13 protein-coding genes are annotated in these 14,266 nt (G+C 75.2%); 2 read left to right on the top strand and 11 right to left on the bottom strand.

From position 1 onward, the window contains the following. Nucleotide 1: 1 nt before the first annotated feature. The 4 genes from ZF1_RS14565 to ZF1_RS14550 are packed head-to-tail and all read right to left on the bottom strand — an operon-like array spanning nucleotide 2 to nucleotide 5,085. Entirely contained in the window at nucleotides 2-1,240 is a 1,239-nt protein-coding gene (locus ZF1_RS14565) for an MFS transporter (protein WP_482637521.1), read from the bottom strand. Between the two features lie 56 nt (nucleotides 1,241-1,296). Beyond that, the gene (locus ZF1_RS14560) at nucleotides 1,297-1,932 is read right to left on the bottom strand and encodes a class I SAM-dependent methyltransferase (protein WP_208823731.1); all 636 of its coding nucleotides are present in this window, start codon (nucleotides 1,930-1,932) and stop codon (nucleotides 1,297-1,299) included. Then, complete coding sequence (locus tag ZF1_RS14555) at nucleotides 1,925-3,502, bottom strand: amidohydrolase (RefSeq protein ID WP_482637520.1); 1,578 nt, start codon at nucleotides 3,500-3,502, stop codon at nucleotides 1,925-1,927. Before ZF1_RS14555 ends, ZF1_RS14560 begins: the two co-directional genes overlap by 8 nt. 5 nt (nucleotides 3,503-3,507) lie before the next feature. Further along, nucleotides 3,508-5,085, bottom strand: coding sequence for a bifunctional phosphatase PAP2/diacylglycerol kinase family protein (locus ZF1_RS14550; RefSeq protein ID WP_482637519.1), 1,578 nt, complete (start codon nucleotides 5,083-5,085; stop codon nucleotides 3,508-3,510). Between the two features lie 42 nt (nucleotides 5,086-5,127). On the opposite strand from ZF1_RS14550, the gene pafA reads away from it, so the two are divergent. Continuing rightward, nucleotides 5,128-6,489: a Pup--protein ligase gene (gene pafA, locus ZF1_RS14545; RefSeq protein ID WP_062395087.1), complete on the top strand. Its 1,362-nt coding sequence runs from the start codon at nucleotides 5,128-5,130 to the stop codon at nucleotides 6,487-6,489. 42 nt (nucleotides 6,490-6,531) lie between these two features. On the opposite strand, the gene glsA (ZF1_RS14540) is transcribed toward pafA, so the two are convergent. The 7 genes from glsA (ZF1_RS14540) to ZF1_RS14510 form a co-directional block, all read right to left on the bottom strand. Beyond that, nucleotides 6,532-7,527, bottom strand: coding sequence for a glutaminase A (gene glsA, locus ZF1_RS14540; RefSeq protein ID WP_405417064.1), 996 nt, complete (start codon nucleotides 7,525-7,527; stop codon nucleotides 6,532-6,534). A gap of 51 nt (nucleotides 7,528-7,578) precedes the next feature. After that, the gene (locus tag ZF1_RS14535) at nucleotides 7,579-8,217 is read right to left on the bottom strand and encodes a DUF6226 family protein (RefSeq protein ID WP_405417065.1); all 639 of its coding nucleotides are present in this window, start codon (nucleotides 8,215-8,217) and stop codon (nucleotides 7,579-7,581) included. A gap of 111 nt (nucleotides 8,218-8,328) precedes the next feature. After that, complete coding sequence (locus ZF1_RS14530) at nucleotides 8,329-9,417, bottom strand: sugar-transfer associated ATP-grasp domain-containing protein (protein ID WP_482637518.1); 1,089 nt, start codon at nucleotides 9,415-9,417, stop codon at nucleotides 8,329-8,331. A 64-nt stretch (nucleotides 9,418-9,481) separates the two neighbouring features. Further along, complete coding sequence (gene glsA, locus ZF1_RS14525; protein ID WP_482637517.1) at nucleotides 9,482-10,531, bottom strand: glutaminase A; 1,050 nt, start codon at nucleotides 10,529-10,531, stop codon at nucleotides 9,482-9,484. 64 nt (nucleotides 10,532-10,595) lie between these two features. Further along, nucleotides 10,596-10,835 carry a hypothetical protein gene (locus ZF1_RS14520; protein WP_208823721.1) on the bottom strand — a complete coding sequence of 80 codons (240 nt, stop codon included), beginning with the start codon at nucleotides 10,833-10,835 and terminating at the stop codon, nucleotides 10,596-10,598. Nucleotides 10,836-10,939: 104 nt separating this feature from the next. After that, nucleotides 10,940-11,602 (bottom strand): response regulator, encoded by a 663-nt coding sequence (locus ZF1_RS14515; RefSeq protein ID WP_346107411.1) that lies wholly within the window; start codon nucleotides 11,600-11,602, stop codon nucleotides 10,940-10,942. Beyond that, nucleotides 11,595-13,637 (bottom strand): sensor histidine kinase, encoded by a 2,043-nt coding sequence (locus ZF1_RS14510; protein WP_405417068.1) that lies wholly within the window; start codon nucleotides 13,635-13,637, stop codon nucleotides 11,595-11,597. The genes ZF1_RS14515 and ZF1_RS14510 overlap by 8 nt, the downstream gene beginning before the upstream one ends. Before the next feature lie 152 nt (nucleotides 13,638-13,789). On the opposite strand from ZF1_RS14510, the gene ZF1_RS14505 reads away from it, so the two are divergent. Continuing rightward, on the top strand, nucleotides 13,790-14,209 hold the full coding sequence (locus ZF1_RS14505; protein WP_482637516.1) for a hypothetical protein: 420 nt from the start codon (nucleotides 13,790-13,792) through the stop codon (nucleotides 14,207-14,209). Nucleotides 14,210-14,266 lie beyond the last annotated feature (57 nt).

The following is a 14,266-nucleotide window of genomic DNA, read 5'->3' as shown; positions in this document are numbered from 1 at the left end:
CTCACACGGACGCGCGCGCGTCGCGCCGCCGGATGACCAGCAGCGCCGCCAGCGCCAGCAGCGCGAGCACCGCGGCCGCGACGCAGAATGCGATCCCCGCGGTCCGCAGCCCCCACGCCTGGCTCGACGCCCCCAGCCCGACGACCGGCAGCGAGATCGCCACGTAGACCACCACGAAGTACGACGACGTCGTCCCCGCCCGCTGGTGGGCCTCCACCCGCGCGTTCACCGCGGCCAGGCCCTTGGAGAACGTCATTCCCTGACCGACCCCGGCGACCACCGCGCCGGCCACCAGCTCGGCCATCGACCCCTGCGCCACCGACAGTGCGACGAGCGCGAGACCGGCCGCCAGCAGCACACAGCCCAGGGCGAGGATCCGCTCGGTGGGCGCGGTGCGGACCGCGAGCTGTGCGAGCACCGAGGCGCCCAGCAGCAGCAGCGACATCGCCCCGGCGACGGCATGGTTCGGGATCCCGATCAGGTCCGACACGATCCGCGGGGACAGCGCGGTGAACAGGCCCAGCACCGCGAACCCGGCGAACCCGGCCGTCGCCGCCGGCACGAACACGGCGCGCACCGCGGGCGGCACCTCGGGGACCTGCGGCCGCAGGGCCGGGTGCGCGGGCCGGTCGGTCACCGTCTCCGGGGCGCCCAGCACGAGGAGCCCGCACAGCGCGACGGCGACCGCGTGCACCGCGAAGGACAGGTGCAGCGGCGCGGGCAGGTACTCCACGGCCACCCCGGCGAGCGCCGCGCCCAGCCCGAGCCCGCCGATGTTCGCGACGGTCGCGACCGCGGCCCCGCGTTCGCGCCAGGACTCCGGTGCGGCCTCGATGACCGCGGCGGTCGCCGCCCCCGCGAAGATCCCGGCGGAGAACCCGGACAGCAGCCGCCCCACCAGCAGCACCCACACCGGACCCGCGGCCAGGAACACCAGGCTCGACGCCAGCGACAGCGCCACACCGGCCAGCAGCACCGGTCGCCGCCCCAGCTGGTCCGACCACCGGCCGGTGACCAGCAGCGCGGCGAGCACACCGACCGCGTACAGCGCGAAGACCACGGTCTGGACGGTGGGGGAGAACCCGAGCTCGCGCTGGTAGAGCGCGTACATCGGGGTCGGCATCGTCGCCCCGAGCATGACCACGGCGAACGTCACGGCCAGGCCGGCGAAGGCGGCGGCCCGAGGCAGGCGGAGGATGGCGGAACCCCTTCCGGTGGACGTTGCGCGGTGCACCGCCATGATCGCAGCCGGTCGGTGCGACGGCATCCGCACCTGCGCCGCCCCCGGCCGGACGGTCAGGGGCGGCGCAGGACGTGCAGGTCCACCCCGCCCGGCAGCCTGCGGGATGTGACCGTCCAGGTCTCCCGGGCCGCGTCGAGCCAGCGGGGCGCCTCGGGCCGCCCCGGGTCGGCCAGCCACACCTGCCCGTCCGGGCCGGTCACCTGCGGCAGCAGCGCGGTGAGCGCGTCCGCGGCGGCCGCACCGTAGAGCACGTCGGCGGCCAGGACCAGGTCCCAGCCGCGGCCGGTCAGGGCGTCGCCGGAGCCGTCGAACGCGGCGACCGCCGTCGCGACCCGCAGCCCCGCGCGGCGCGCGGTCGCCGCCACCCAGCCCGGTGCGGCGGGCGAGCGGTCGGTCGCGAGCACCGGGTGCGCCCCGGCCCGGGCGGCCACCAGCGACGGCAGACCCAGCCCGCAGCCCAGCTCCAGCACCGAGCGTCCGGCCAGCAGGTCGGGACCGGCGTCGTCCAGCGCCGTCGCCAGCGCCCGCCCGGACGGCCACAGCCGCGCCCAGTGCGGCGGGTGCAGCTCCTCCACACCCTCGTCGACGGCGACCGGGTCGAACGCGACGGCGTCCGGGTCGGCGGGACGCAGCAGGTCCAGCGGCCCGCCCGGGAGCCGAACCCGCTCGTGCGCCCCCGGGTCAGACACCGGCGCGGTGGGTGAACCGGCCGCCGACGAGCGTCGCCGCGACCGGCATGGCCCGCAGCGTCGCCGGGTCGCAGGAGGTCGGGTCGGCGTCGGTCAGCACGAGGTCGGCGGGCGCGCCCACGGCGACCGCGGCGGCCGAGCCGTCGACCACCCCGAACGACGCACCGAGCGCGGTCGCGCGGTCGATCTCCTGCTCGGGGTGCCAGCGGTCCCGGTCGTCGGCGGTGCGGTGCACGGCCGCGGCGAGCGCGATCCACGGGTCCAGCGGCGCCACCGGGGCGTCGGAGCCGAGCGCGAGGCGGGCCCCGGCACGGTGCAGCGTCGCGAACGCGAACGCCCGGCCGGTGCGGCCCGCCCAGAGCCGGTCGGCGACGTCGCGGTCGTCGAGGGCGTGCTCGGGCTGCACGCTCGCGACCAGGCCGAGCCCGGCGAAGCGGGGCACGTCGTCGGCGGTGAGCAGCTGGGCGTGCTCGACCCGCCCACGGGCGCCGGTCTCGGCGAACGCGTCGAGGACCAGGGTGTTGGCGTGGTCGCCGATGGCGTGCAGGGCCGCGGTGAGGCCGGCCGCGTGCGCCCGGGCCAGCAGCGGCCGCAGCTGTGCCGGCGGGACCAGCAGCAGCCCGCACGGGTGCTCCAGGGGGTTCTCCGCCGGCGCGGGGTAGGGGTCGTAGCAGTAGGCGGTGCGGGTGTTGAGCGACCCGTCGGTGATCACCTTCAGCGGGCCCGCGGTCAGCAGGCCCCCGGTGCCCTCGACGACGTCGCCGCTGCGCAGCCCGGAGGCCAGGGCGTCGTCGAGGCGGTCGGGCCACACCGACGCCTCGACCCGCAGCCCGGTCGTGCCGCCGGCGATCCGGCGCCGCCAGTCCGGCAGCGACCACGGCGCCTCGAAGTCGACGACGCCGACCACCCCGCGCGCCGACGCCGCGGCGACGGCGTCGTCGACGAACCCGTCGAGGACCTCGGTCGGTGCGTCCTGGAGCGCGGGGGAGACGACGGCGAAGAACTCCGACTCCCGGATCCGGCCGGTCGGGTGCCCGCCGTGCCCGAAGCGGGCCAGCGCGGCGCCGTTGAGCCACCCCTGGTGCAGGTCCCCGGACACCAGCACGACCGGGGTGTCACCGGTGACCGGGTCGAGCAGCGAACGGTGCGCCTCGTCGGGCCACAGCGCGTCGCGGAACCCGAACCCGACCAGTACCTCACCGGCGGCGGGCGGTGCGGTCGCCATCCGGGCCGCGACGAGTGCCGCGGCGTCGGCGGCCGAGCGGGCGCCGGACACGTCGAGCCTGCGGCGGGCCAGCGCCCACTGCGCCATGTGCACGTGGTGGTCCCACAGCCCGGGGAGCAGCGCCCGCCCGTCGCACCCGACGACCTCGGCGCCGCCCGGGTCGAGCCCGGCGCCCACGGCGCGCACCCGGCCCCCGGCCAGGAGCACGTCGAGGGGGTCGCCCAGGCCGTCGCAGCCGGGCCGCAGCGGCCGCACCGACCGCAGCAGCACGGTGCCCGTCGCCACGGTGTCCGTCGCCACGGTGTCCGTCGCCACGGTGTCCGTCGCCACGGTGCCCGTCGGCACGCCGCTCATCCCTGGAACGGGCGGTCCCGCCCGGTCCAGCGGTCCTCGTCGCGGCGGTAGACCGGGATCGGCTTCTCGGCGACCCGGAAGGTGTAGCGCCCTGCCTCCTCGACGACCTCGCCGTCGGTGGCCAGCATGCTCGGCTCCAGCAGCTCGACGTCGAGGCTGGGTACCTCCCGCTGGTGGTAGACCCGGCTGTGCCCCAGGGCCCCCAGGATCAGCGCGAGGACGACCCGCAGCCGGGAGAACCGCACGTCGGCGCGCAGCCAGCGGACGTCGAGCAGGCCCGAGTCCAGCGTCGGACGCCAGGCGGGCACCGCGCCGCGCGGGTGGTACGGGCCGTTGCCCACGAACAGGAACCAGACCTTGTACCAGCGGTCCCCGAGCCGGACCGAGATCTTCTCCGAGCGCTGGAGCACCGTGATCAGTGCCGCGGCGAACGCCGGCCACTTGCCGTAGCGCGGCTGCCACTGCTCGCGCAGCCGCACCAGCTCCGGGTAGGAGCCGATCGAGGCGGTGTTGATGAAGTAGCGGGTGCGGGTGACCGAGACGTCCTCGGGGTCGTCCAGGCGGCCCGGATGGGCCTCGACCAGTGCCAGGTCGACCGCGACGGCCTCGCCGGCCTGGGTGGCGTCGACGGCCTCCTGGGTGTCGTAGACACCGATGTCGCGGGCGAAGTGGTTCAGGGTCCCGCCGGGCACCACGACCAGCGGCAGGCCGTGGCGGTCCGCGACCGCGGCGGCGGTGGCGACGGTGCCGTCCCCGCCCGCGACGCCGACCGCCTGCACCCAGGAGCCGAGCCGGTCCAGGGCGTCGGTCAGCATGTCCTCGACCTTCACCCCGTCACCGACGACGAGGTGGTGCGCGGCGGGCAGCCGCTCGCGGACCTCCTCGGACACGTCCTGGTCGGGCGGCCCGGAGAACGGGTTCGAGACGATGACCAGGCCCTCGCCCTGCGGCAGGACCGGGACGGTGTCGATCGGGCGGGCGCGGGCCTCGTCGCTGGGACGCACCGGCCACCAGCGGTTCGTCAGCTTCGCCACGCCGGTGCCGATCGCCGCCCCGACGAGCACGTCGGAGGTCCAGTGCACGCCCACGTGCACCCGCGACCAGCCCACCAGCGCCGCCAGCGGCACCACGACCGGTGCGGCCCGGCGGTTCTCCATCACCACCGCGGTCGCGAACGCCGCGGCCGAGGCGGCGTGCCCCGACGGGAACGACGACGACGACGGCGGGTCGGCCACCGTCCGGTAGACGGGCAGCTCCGCCGCGGCCGGCCGCCGGCGCGGCAGCAACGGCTTGAGCAGCGCGTTCGCGGTGAGGCTGGTCAGCGCGATGGAGGCGATCCCGCGCATCGCCGCCTTGCGCCCGGCGCCGCGGCGCACCGCCATCAGCGCCGCGATGGTGAACCACAGCACGCTGTGGTCGGCGGTGCGGGTGAGCCGGCGCAGCGAGGTGTCCACCCGGCTCGGCGGACGGCTCGCGATGAACTCGGTCACCGCCCGGTCGGCCCGGGAGACCGAGTCCACCCCGCGGTCCAGACGACGGGACCTGCGGGCGACGCGTTCGAACCATCCACTCACAGTCGTGACAGTAGAGGGGGTCGGGCGCCTACCCTGAACGGCATGCAGCGTCGGATCTTCGGGGTCGAGACGGAGTTCGGTGTCACGTGCACCTTCCACGGGCAGCGCCGACTGTCCCCGGACGAGGTGGCGCGCTACCTCTTCCGCCGGGTGGTGTCGTGGGGCCGGTCCTCCAACGTCTTCCTCCGCAACGGTGCCCGTCTCTACCTCGACGTCGGGTCGCACCCCGAGTACGCCACGGCGGAGTGCGACTCGCTGACCCAGCTCGTGTCGCACGACAAGGCCGGTGAACGGATCCTCGAGGACCTCCTCGTCGACGCCGAGCGACGCCTGGTCGACGAGGGCATCGGCGGGGACATCTACCTGTTCAAGAACAACACCGACTCCGCGGGGAACTCCTACGGCTGCCACGAGAACTACCTCGTCGCGCGGCAGGGCGAGTTCTCCCGGATCGCCGACGTGCTCCTGCCGTTCCTGGTCACCCGCCAGCTCATCTGCGGGGCCGGGAAGGTCCTGCAGACCCCGCGCGGCGCCGTGTACTGCCTGTCCCAGCGGGCCGAGCACATCTGGGAGGGCGTCTCCTCGGCGACGACCCGGTCCCGGCCGATCATCAACACCCGCGACGAGCCGCACGCCGACGCCGAGCGCTACCGGCGGCTGCACGTGATCGTCGGCGACTCGAACATGTCCGAGGTGACGACCCTGCTCAAGGTCGGATCGGCCACCCTGGTGCTGGAGATGATCGAGGCCGGCGTCCAGTTCCGGGACTTCACCCTGGACAACCCGATCCGCGCGATCCGCGAGATCAGCCACGACCTCACCGGGCGCCGCCCGGTGCGGATGGCCGGCGGCCGGGAGGCCTCCGCGCTGGACATCCAGCGCGAGTACCACGCCCGCGCCGTGGAGTACCTGGAGGCGACCGGGCACCCGGACCCGGCGATGGCGCGCGTGGTCGAGCTCTGGGGCCGCACCCTCGACGCCGTCGAGTCCCAGGACCTGTCGAAGATCGACCGGGAGATCGACTGGGCGATCAAGCACCGGCTGGTGGAGCGCTACCGGGCCAAGCACGACCTGGAGCTGTCCAGCGCCCGCGTCGCCCAGCTGGACCTGGCCTACCACGACGTCCGCCGTGGTCGCGGCCTGTTCGACATGCTGCAGCGCAAGGCGCTGGTCGACCGGGTCACCGACGACGGCGAGATCGAGGCGGCCAAGGACACCCCGCCGCAGTCGACCCGGGCCAAGCTGCGCGGGGACTTCATCGCCGCCGCACAGGCGGCCGGACGGGACTTCACCGTCGACTGGGTGCACCTGAAGCTGAACGACCAGGCCCAGCGAACCGTGCTGTGCAAGGACCCGTTCCGCGCCGTCGACGAGCGGGTGGACCGCCTGATCGCCTCGCTCTGACCGCGGCCCCGGGGTGGGTGGACACCCACCCCGGGGTACGGCTCAGTCGGGCTGGGCGATCCGGCCGAACCGCGACTCCTGCGGGTCGGCGAACACGTGCAGCCCGAACCGCGACGACAGCTCCCGGCAGACCGCGACGCCGCGCACCGAGTTGCCGTGCCGGTCCAGGCCGGGGGAGTACACGCCGAGCCCGAACCAGCGCGGCAGCACCCCCATGATCCCGCCGGACACCCCGCTCTTGGCCGGGATGCCGACGTCGTGCGCCCACTCGCCGGCGGCGTCGTACATGCCGCACATGCTCATCACGCTGACCACGGTGCGCAGGTGCTCGCTCGGCAGTGCGCGCTCGCGGGTCAGCGGGTTGACCCCGCCGTGGGCCAGGGTGGCGCCCATCGCCGACAGCTCCGGCGCGGTCACCGTGATCGAGCAGGCGGCGAGGTAGACGTAGAGGGTGTCGTCGATGTCGCCGTGCAGCATGCCCAGGCTCCGCATGAGGTAGCTGAGCCCGAGGTTGCGGTCGTTGGAGACCAGCTGCTCGTCGAGGACCGCGCGGTCGATCTCCAGCGACGGGTTGCCGGTGTAGACCCGGTTGCGCTCCAGGAGCCGCTCGGCGCGCTCCTCCTTGGTGGCCCCCTTGACCATGTTCGCCGCGACCAGCGCCCCCGCGTTGATCATCGGGTTGAACGGGCGGTGGTGCGTCTCGTCGAAGGTGATCGAGTTGAACGGGTCCCCCGACGGCTCGACCCCCACCCGGCGCAGCGTCTCGGCCAGGCCGTTGTCCTCCAGCGCGAGCCCGTAGGTGAAGACCTTCGAGATCGAGTGCAGCGGGAAGCGGACGTCGCAGTCGCCGACCTGCCACTGCGTGCCGTCGACGTTCGTGCCGGCCAGGCCGAACTCCTCGGCGCGGGCCTCCATCTCCGGCGGGTAGTAGCTGACGACCTCCTCGCCGGGCAGCAGGATGCCGCTGCCGGCGGTGCAGGTGCTGCGGAGGTCCTCGAACTGCTGCTGGACCATTTCGCGTTCGGCCTGCGCGACCATCGGTGTCCCTTTCGTCGAGGGTGTCCGGTCGCACCGTAGCGAGCGCGCGGCTCAGGCGTGGCGCAGCGGCCAGGGCGCCCACACGACCGGAGCGTCACCCGGGCCGGCGCACGCGGTCGCCCCACGGCCGTCGGACGCGGTGCCGGCGACGGTCTCCCCGGACGACGACCTGCCGCGGTGCGGTCCGAGCGCGTGCCCGGCCCACGTGACGCCGTCGCGACGGGCGCACCACTCCCGGAACGTCCCGGCGACGACCGCCGCGACGGTGTGCTCGAGCTCGTCGGCGACCTGCTCCCAGGTGTCGTCGCAGGCGTCGCACCCGCACGGCGGCAGGTGCGCGGACAGCAGGTGCCCGGCCCGGACCACGACGCCCGGGAAATCCGTCCGGACCAGCGTCACCGTGGCCGCGTCCGGGTCGCGCGGGCGCAGCGTCGTCACCCGGACCGCGCCCGGCTCGTCCCGGGCGGGGGCGTCCTCGTGCTCGACATCGACGTCGTAACGGGCGGCCAGGTGCGCGGCGACGGCGTCGGCGACGGTGTGCAGCGGCCGGAACCGCTCGGAGTGGGTCACCACCGAGTAGCTGTCCTCCGGCGGGCCGTCCGGACCCCAGCGGCTCCCGTGCGGGACGACCGCGCCGGTGGCGTCGTGGAACACGGCGGCCGGCACGTCCGGTCGCCGGTAGGTGTCCATGCCCCGCAGGGTGCCGGACCCCGCGGGGCGGCCGCACCCGGATTCCCCGGGCCCGGCTCGGCCATGACACCGGAGCGTCGTCCCCCGGCCGGGGGCGTCCGGCGACCGAACCTACGGGCCGGGCCGCCGCGGGGCCGGGATCCGGGCCGCGGGTCGCCACAGCCGCTCCCAGCCCATGTCCGCGAAGCAGGGACCCTGGGTGGCCTCGGAGAACTTGATGTCGTTGTGCCCGGCGTTCCACTCCAGTACGACGGGCCGCTCGTCGGCGTCGACGGCCAGGTCCCACCCGACGCAGCGCGCGAACGGCATCCCCCGGTGCAGCTGCAGCACCGCGGCGACGCACCCGTCGAAGCCCGGCACGGTGGTCCCCGTGAACCCCGCCCCGGAGTCGGGGTGGGCGTCGACGCGCGTCCAGCGCGGGGTCAGGCCGTGGTCGGCGAGCCGGCCGGTCGTGGTGTCCACGGCGACGCGCACGTGGCTGGCGGAGCGCACGTGGGTGTCGGCGGCGCGCCCGAACCGCAGGTAGGCGGCCCGGACCGAGGCGACGCCGTCGTCGGTCACGACGGTGGTGACCCGCATCGTCGCCACCGAGCCCGGGGTGAACCCCGCGAGCAGCGGGTGCTGGTCGACCCAGCTCTGGAACACCCCCGACGGCAGCCCGCCGAGCTCGGCGGGGTCGAACCCCGACCGGTGCAGCACCCGCACCCCGGCGCCCTGGATCGAGTCGTCGGACTTGAACACCGCCCGGTCCGAACCGGCGAACAGCACCGACGCGAGCCCGGCGCGGTCGAGGTGGCGCAGGTCGCGGTCGTAGAGGCCGCCGTTGACCCAGTAGGCGACGTCGGCGAACAGGTCGGACCGCAGCAGCCGCCGCGACAGCGGCTTGAGCTTCGAGACCTCGCCGTAGGGCCCCTGCACGGCGGGGAGCACGACCCGGCCGTAGTAGTTGTCGGGGATCCAGCCCTCCCGGAACTCCCCGGCCACCGCGGCGTAGACCCGCAGCCAGGGGGCGTAGCCGCGCCAGCCCAGCACGTCGACGGCCCAGGCGTCGCACGCCCGGGCCGTCGCCGGGTCGGACGGACCGCGCTCGGCCTCGATCGCGGCGAGGAGCGCCGCAGCCTCCCCGCGGTGTCGGCGGTGGAACCGGATGGCCCCGGCCCGGCGCAGCGCCCGGTCCGCGACGACGTCCAACGTGGCCATGCGTGCCCTGCTCCCGGTGTCGACGACGATGTCCCCCAGAGGACTCGTCCGCGGCGCCGGATCGTTAGAGCCCGTCGGGCAGCCAGCCGTCGCCGGAGGGGTACATCTCGGTCGCCTCCTCCCGCCGGCCCGGGCGCACGATCCGGCCCAGCCGCGACTCCGACGGGTCGGCGAACACGTGCAGCCCGAACCGGTCGGACAGCTCGCGGCACACCGCGATCCCGCGCACCGAGTTGCCGTGCCGGTCCAGCCCGGGGGAGTAGACGCCGACCCCGATCGCGTCCGGGATCGCCGCCAGGATCGCCCCGGACACGCTCGACTTGGCCGGGATCCCGACCTCGTAGGCCCACTGCCCGGCGGCGTCGTACATGCCGCACATGCTCATCACGCTGAGCACGTCACGGGTGTAGGTCCGGGGCAGCGCAGGCACCCCGGTGAACGGGTTCGCCCCGCCCCGGGCCAGGGTCGCCGCCATCGTCGAGAGCTCCGCGGCGGTGACGGTCACCGAGCAGGCCGCCAGGTAGACGTACAGGTTGTCCTCGATGTTGCCGTGCAGCATCCCCAGGCTGCGCATGAGGTACGACAGGGCGACGTTGCGGTCGTTGGAGACCAGCTGCTCGGCCAGGACGTCGTCGTCGACGGCCAGGTCGGGGTTGCCCGCGTAGATCCGCAGCCGGGTCAGCAGCCGCTCGACCTTCTCCTCCTTGGTGGCGCCGTGCACCAGGTTCACCGCGACCAGCGCCCCCGCGTTGATCATCGGGTTGAACGGGCGGTGGTTGACCTCGTCGAAGCTGATCGAGTTGAACGGGTCGCCGGAGGGCTCGACCCCGACCCGCAGCAGGACCTCCTCACGGCCGTTGTCCTCCAGCGCCAGGCCGTAGGTGAACACCTTGGAGATCGAGTGCAGCGGGAAGCGGACCCCGGCGTCGCCGACCTCCCACTGTGTGCCCTCGATGTCGGTGGCGGCCAGCCCGAACAGCTGCGCCTGCCCGGCCATCGACGGCGGGTAGTACGCGACGACCCGCCCGTCGGGGACCCCGCCGGGGCTCCCGACCGCACGGTGCAGCTCCTCGAGCTGCCGCTGCACGATCGCGCGCTCGGTCTGCTGCTCCATCGGCGCCCCTCCTCGCGGACCGGTCCGTCCGGTGCGGAGCGCAAACTAGATCACCGGTGCCGGGTCACTCGATCCCGGGCATGATCCGGCGGCGCAGCTCGGCCAGCTCGTCCTGTACCTCCGGGTCGGCCGGACCCGCCTTCTCCGGCGCCGGGGCGACCCCCATCGACCGCAGCAGCCCGGTCGCGGCCGCGGCCGGGTCCCCGGTCTCCCCGAGGACCGGGTGCAGACCCTGGTCGGCCAGGTGGTGGAACACCAGGTTCACCACGGTCCACGGGTTGAACGTCTCCTGCTCACCGGACATGCGCCACCTCCACGTGCCGGTACGGCCGCGGCGCCGCACCCGGGGTCGAGCCTTTTCCGTACACGCGCCGCCGTCAACGACCCTGTCGCAGGATGAGACACCGATCAGCGGTGACCGGTCCCCAGACCGGCGTCGCGGGCGGCGACGATCGCTGCGGCCCGGTCCGCGACCCCCAGCTTGAGGAAGATCGACGACACGTAGTTGCGGACGGTCTGGTGGCTCAGGTGCAGCTCGGCTGCGATCACCGGGTTCGGCAGGCCCGCCGCGATCCGGTCGAGCACCTCCCGTTCCCGGGCACTGAGCTGCGGGAACGTCTCCGGGGCCGCAGCCGTGCCCCGGTGCACCGCCAGGGCGGCGTCGGCGACCGCGGGCCCCAGCACCGACCCGCCCGCCGCGACGATCCGGATCGCCGCGGCGATCTCGGCCTCGTCGGAGCCCTTCACCAGGTAGCCGCGGGCACCGGCGCGCAGCGCGGCCAGCACCGTGCCGTCGTCGGACAGCATCGTCAGCACCACGACCGCGACGTCCGGGTGGCGCTCGGCGAGCCGTGCGGTGACCGTCATCCCGTCCGGACCGGGCAGGTACAGATCCAGCACCACCAGGTCGGGCCGGGTGGTGGCGACGGCGGCGAGCGCCGCGTCGCCGTCCGCGGCCTCACCGGCGACCTCGGCGTCGGGCATCCGCTCGACCACCCCGCGCAGCCCGGCCCGGAACAGCGGGTGGTCGTCGACGACCAGCACCCGCACCGGGCGTCCCGGCTCACCCACCGGACCGTGCCCCGCCCACCGGAAGCACGGCCCGGACCAGCGTGCCCGTGGGCACTCCGGGGAGCACCTCCAGCGTCCCACCCAGCGACCGGGCCCGCTCCGACATCGAGGCCAGACCGGTCCCGCCGCCCGGCGCCGCACCGCCCGCGCCGTCGTCCTCGATCTCCAGGCACAGCCTCGGCCCGTCCAGGGTCAGTCGCACCGAGCACCGCCCGGCCGCCGCGTGGCGCAGCACGTTCGTGATCGCCTCAGAGGTGATCCGGTAGGCGGCGACCTCGACGGCGGCCGGCAGCGTCGTGCCGTCCAACCCGCTCTCCACGACGAACCGCGGCGCGCTGTCGGTGTGCCGGAACGTGGTGAGGTACCGGTCCAGCGCCCCGGCCAGACCGAGCTCGTCGAGCGCTGGGGGGCGCAGCGCGTCCACGATCCGCCGCAGCTCCCCGATCACGTCCCGGACCTCGGACTTGACCGCGTCCACCCGGTCCGGGACCGCTCGGGCCGGGTCGGCACCCCGTGCGGCGTGCGCGATCCCGTCCAGGGCGAGGACCAGCGCCGCCAGTGACGGCCCGACGCCGTCGTGCAGGTCGGCCCGCAGTCGTCTCCGTTCCCGCTCCAACGCCTCCACCAGCGCCTCCCGGGACCGGCGCAGCTCGGAGCGCAGCACCGCCGCCTGCACCGTCGCGGCCAGCGGGCGCGCCAGGTCCGCCAGCAGGACCTGGTCGCGCGCGGTCAGCGGCTCCCCGGGGCGGCGGGTCGCGACGTGCAGCTCACCCACCGGGGTCCCCTGGTGCAGCAGCGGAACCGTCTCCACCGCGCGCCCGTCGCCGGGGCGGCGGCCGAGCACCGACTCGGTGCCGCACTCCCCGCCGCTCCCGTCCGCCTGGCCGTCGTGGACCCGCAACGCCACGTACGGGACCCGCAGCGCGGTGCGGACCTCGGCCAGCGCCGCTCCCGGAACGTCCTCGGGGTCCAGGTTCGCCTCGAGCCGCTCGGCCAGCCGGGTCAGCGCGGCGTAGGGGTCGTCGCGGTCGCCGTGGATGAGGGTCCGCGCCATCCGTTTCACCCGCGACAGCAGCGGCGCGAGCACCAGCGCGACCGTGGCCGCGCCCAGCAGCGCCGCGCCCTCGGGCAGGACCCGGTCGGCCAGACCGACCACCCCGACGTAGACCAGGAGCAGGCACAGCGCGACCGTCCCGAACACCAGCGTCCGGTGCAGGGCGGGCTCGACGCCCCAGAGCCGGTGCCGCACCACCGCGACAGTGATCGCCAGCGCGGCCAGCCCCAGCGCCAGGCCGGTGAGCACGTCGCTCACCGGTGGCCCCGGCACGAACATCGACGCCGCGACCACCGCGGCCGCCAGGAGGAACCAGCGCAGCCGCACCCGCTCCCCGTCATCGCCCCGCAGATAGGTCACCACCGCCGCGGGGACGCAGACGAACGCCGCCGCGAACACGCACCCCACGACGAGCCCCTCGACCAGCGGCGTCACCCACCGCGGGCCGGTCACCAGGGGGTTCGCGGCCAGTCCCAGGGCGACCCGCGGCTCGAGCAGGCTCAGCACCGGTACCGCGACCAGCACGACCAGCAGCACCCGTTCGGCGACCGTCCAGAACCGGCCGGCGGGCCGTCCGTCCGGGAACCACAGCGGCAGCAGCGTGATGAGGGCCAGGAACGGCGTCCAGGTGGCGCCCGCGACCAGCGCCGCCCACTCCGCCCCGGGCAGTGCACCGGGGCGGCTCCGCAGCGCGTAGTCGGCCCAGCTCAGCGCCAGGAACGACACCCCGAGACCGGCAGCAGACAGGAGCACCAGACCGATCCGGTGCCCCGGCCGTCGCGCGAGAACGAACGCTCCCGCCGGCGGGACGAGCACCCCGACCAGGGCGTTCACGACGTACACCGACCCGGGCCCGAGAGTCCGCCAGTTCACCACCGCCGGCGGGACGGCCGCGGCGACGCACACCGCGGACCCGACGGCCACCGCCCACACGGCGACGACGGTGCCGCGGCGGGCCGGACGTACCCCGGCGGGTTCCACCGGCCCATCATCGTGCGCCGGGGTCCCGCTGTCACCGGACACCGGTCACGGACCGGACGGGTACACCGGTCCCTGGCCGTGGGACCGCCGCCCGCGCTGCACTCGTCGTCGTCCGTCGGGTGACGGGGCGAACGGAGAGAGGGTGGACGGCGATGACAGGGACCGAGCGATGGCTGGCGATCACCGCGGGCGCGGGTGTGCTGGGCGGCGTTGCGTGGACGGCGAAGGTCGTAACGCTGTGGGCGACCGGCACGGAGGGCGGGCTGGACCAGCTGTTCTTCGGGGTGGGGTTCGCCGCGTTGCTGCTCGCGGCGACCGGGCCGGGGGTGTGGCTGCTGCGCGGGCGGCCGGTGGCGTGGCGGGTCCTGGGCGGCGTCCTCGGGCCGCCCCTGGGCGTCCTGATCTTCCTCGTGGGGGTGCAGGGGGCGGTGGAGCCGGTGAACCCGGCGCTGCCGTTGGGGCTGGCGGGGGAGGTCGGGATCGTGCTCGCCGCGCTCGCCGGAGTCGTGCTCGGCGGCGGGCGGATGGTGCGGGTCGTCGGCGACCGGGTGTCGGCGCCGTCGGCGACCTGAGGCGACACCCCGGCGCGGTCCCGGGTGCCCGCGGCCCGGGGCGCCCGATCCGTCCCG

The organism is Pseudonocardia sp. ZF1 (assembly GCF_056835605.1).
The sequence above is the reverse complement of the archived record's forward strand: the minus strand, read 5'-3'. Positions and strand labels throughout refer to the sequence as shown.

Excerpts from the sequence above, each read along its gene's own strand:
- ZF1_RS14565 (WP_482637521.1), bottom strand. The coding sequence starts at position 1,240 with ATGGCGGTGCACCGCGCAACGTCCACCGGAAGGGGTTCCGCCATCCTC.
- pafA (WP_062395087.1), top strand. The coding sequence starts at position 5,128 with ATGCAGCGTCGGATCTTCGGGGTCGAGACGGAGTTCGGTGTCACGTGC.
- glsA (WP_405417064.1), bottom strand. The coding sequence starts at position 7,527 with ATGGTCGCGCAGGCCGAACGCGAAATGGTCCAGCAGCAGTTCGAGGAC.
- ZF1_RS14535 (WP_405417065.1), bottom strand. The coding sequence starts at position 8,217 with ATGGACACCTACCGGCGACCGGACGTGCCGGCCGCCGTGTTCCACGAC.
- ZF1_RS14530 (WP_482637518.1), bottom strand. The coding sequence starts at position 9,417 with ATGGCCACGTTGGACGTCGTCGCGGACCGGGCGCTGCGCCGGGCCGGG.
- glsA (WP_482637517.1), bottom strand. The coding sequence starts at position 10,531 with ATGGAGCAGCAGACCGAGCGCGCGATCGTGCAGCGGCAGCTCGAGGAG.
- ZF1_RS14520 (WP_208823721.1), bottom strand. The coding sequence starts at position 10,835 with ATGTCCGGTGAGCAGGAGACGTTCAACCCGTGGACCGTGGTGAACCTG.
- ZF1_RS14505 (WP_482637516.1), top strand. The coding sequence starts at position 13,790 with ATGACAGGGACCGAGCGATGGCTGGCGATCACCGCGGGCGCGGGTGTG.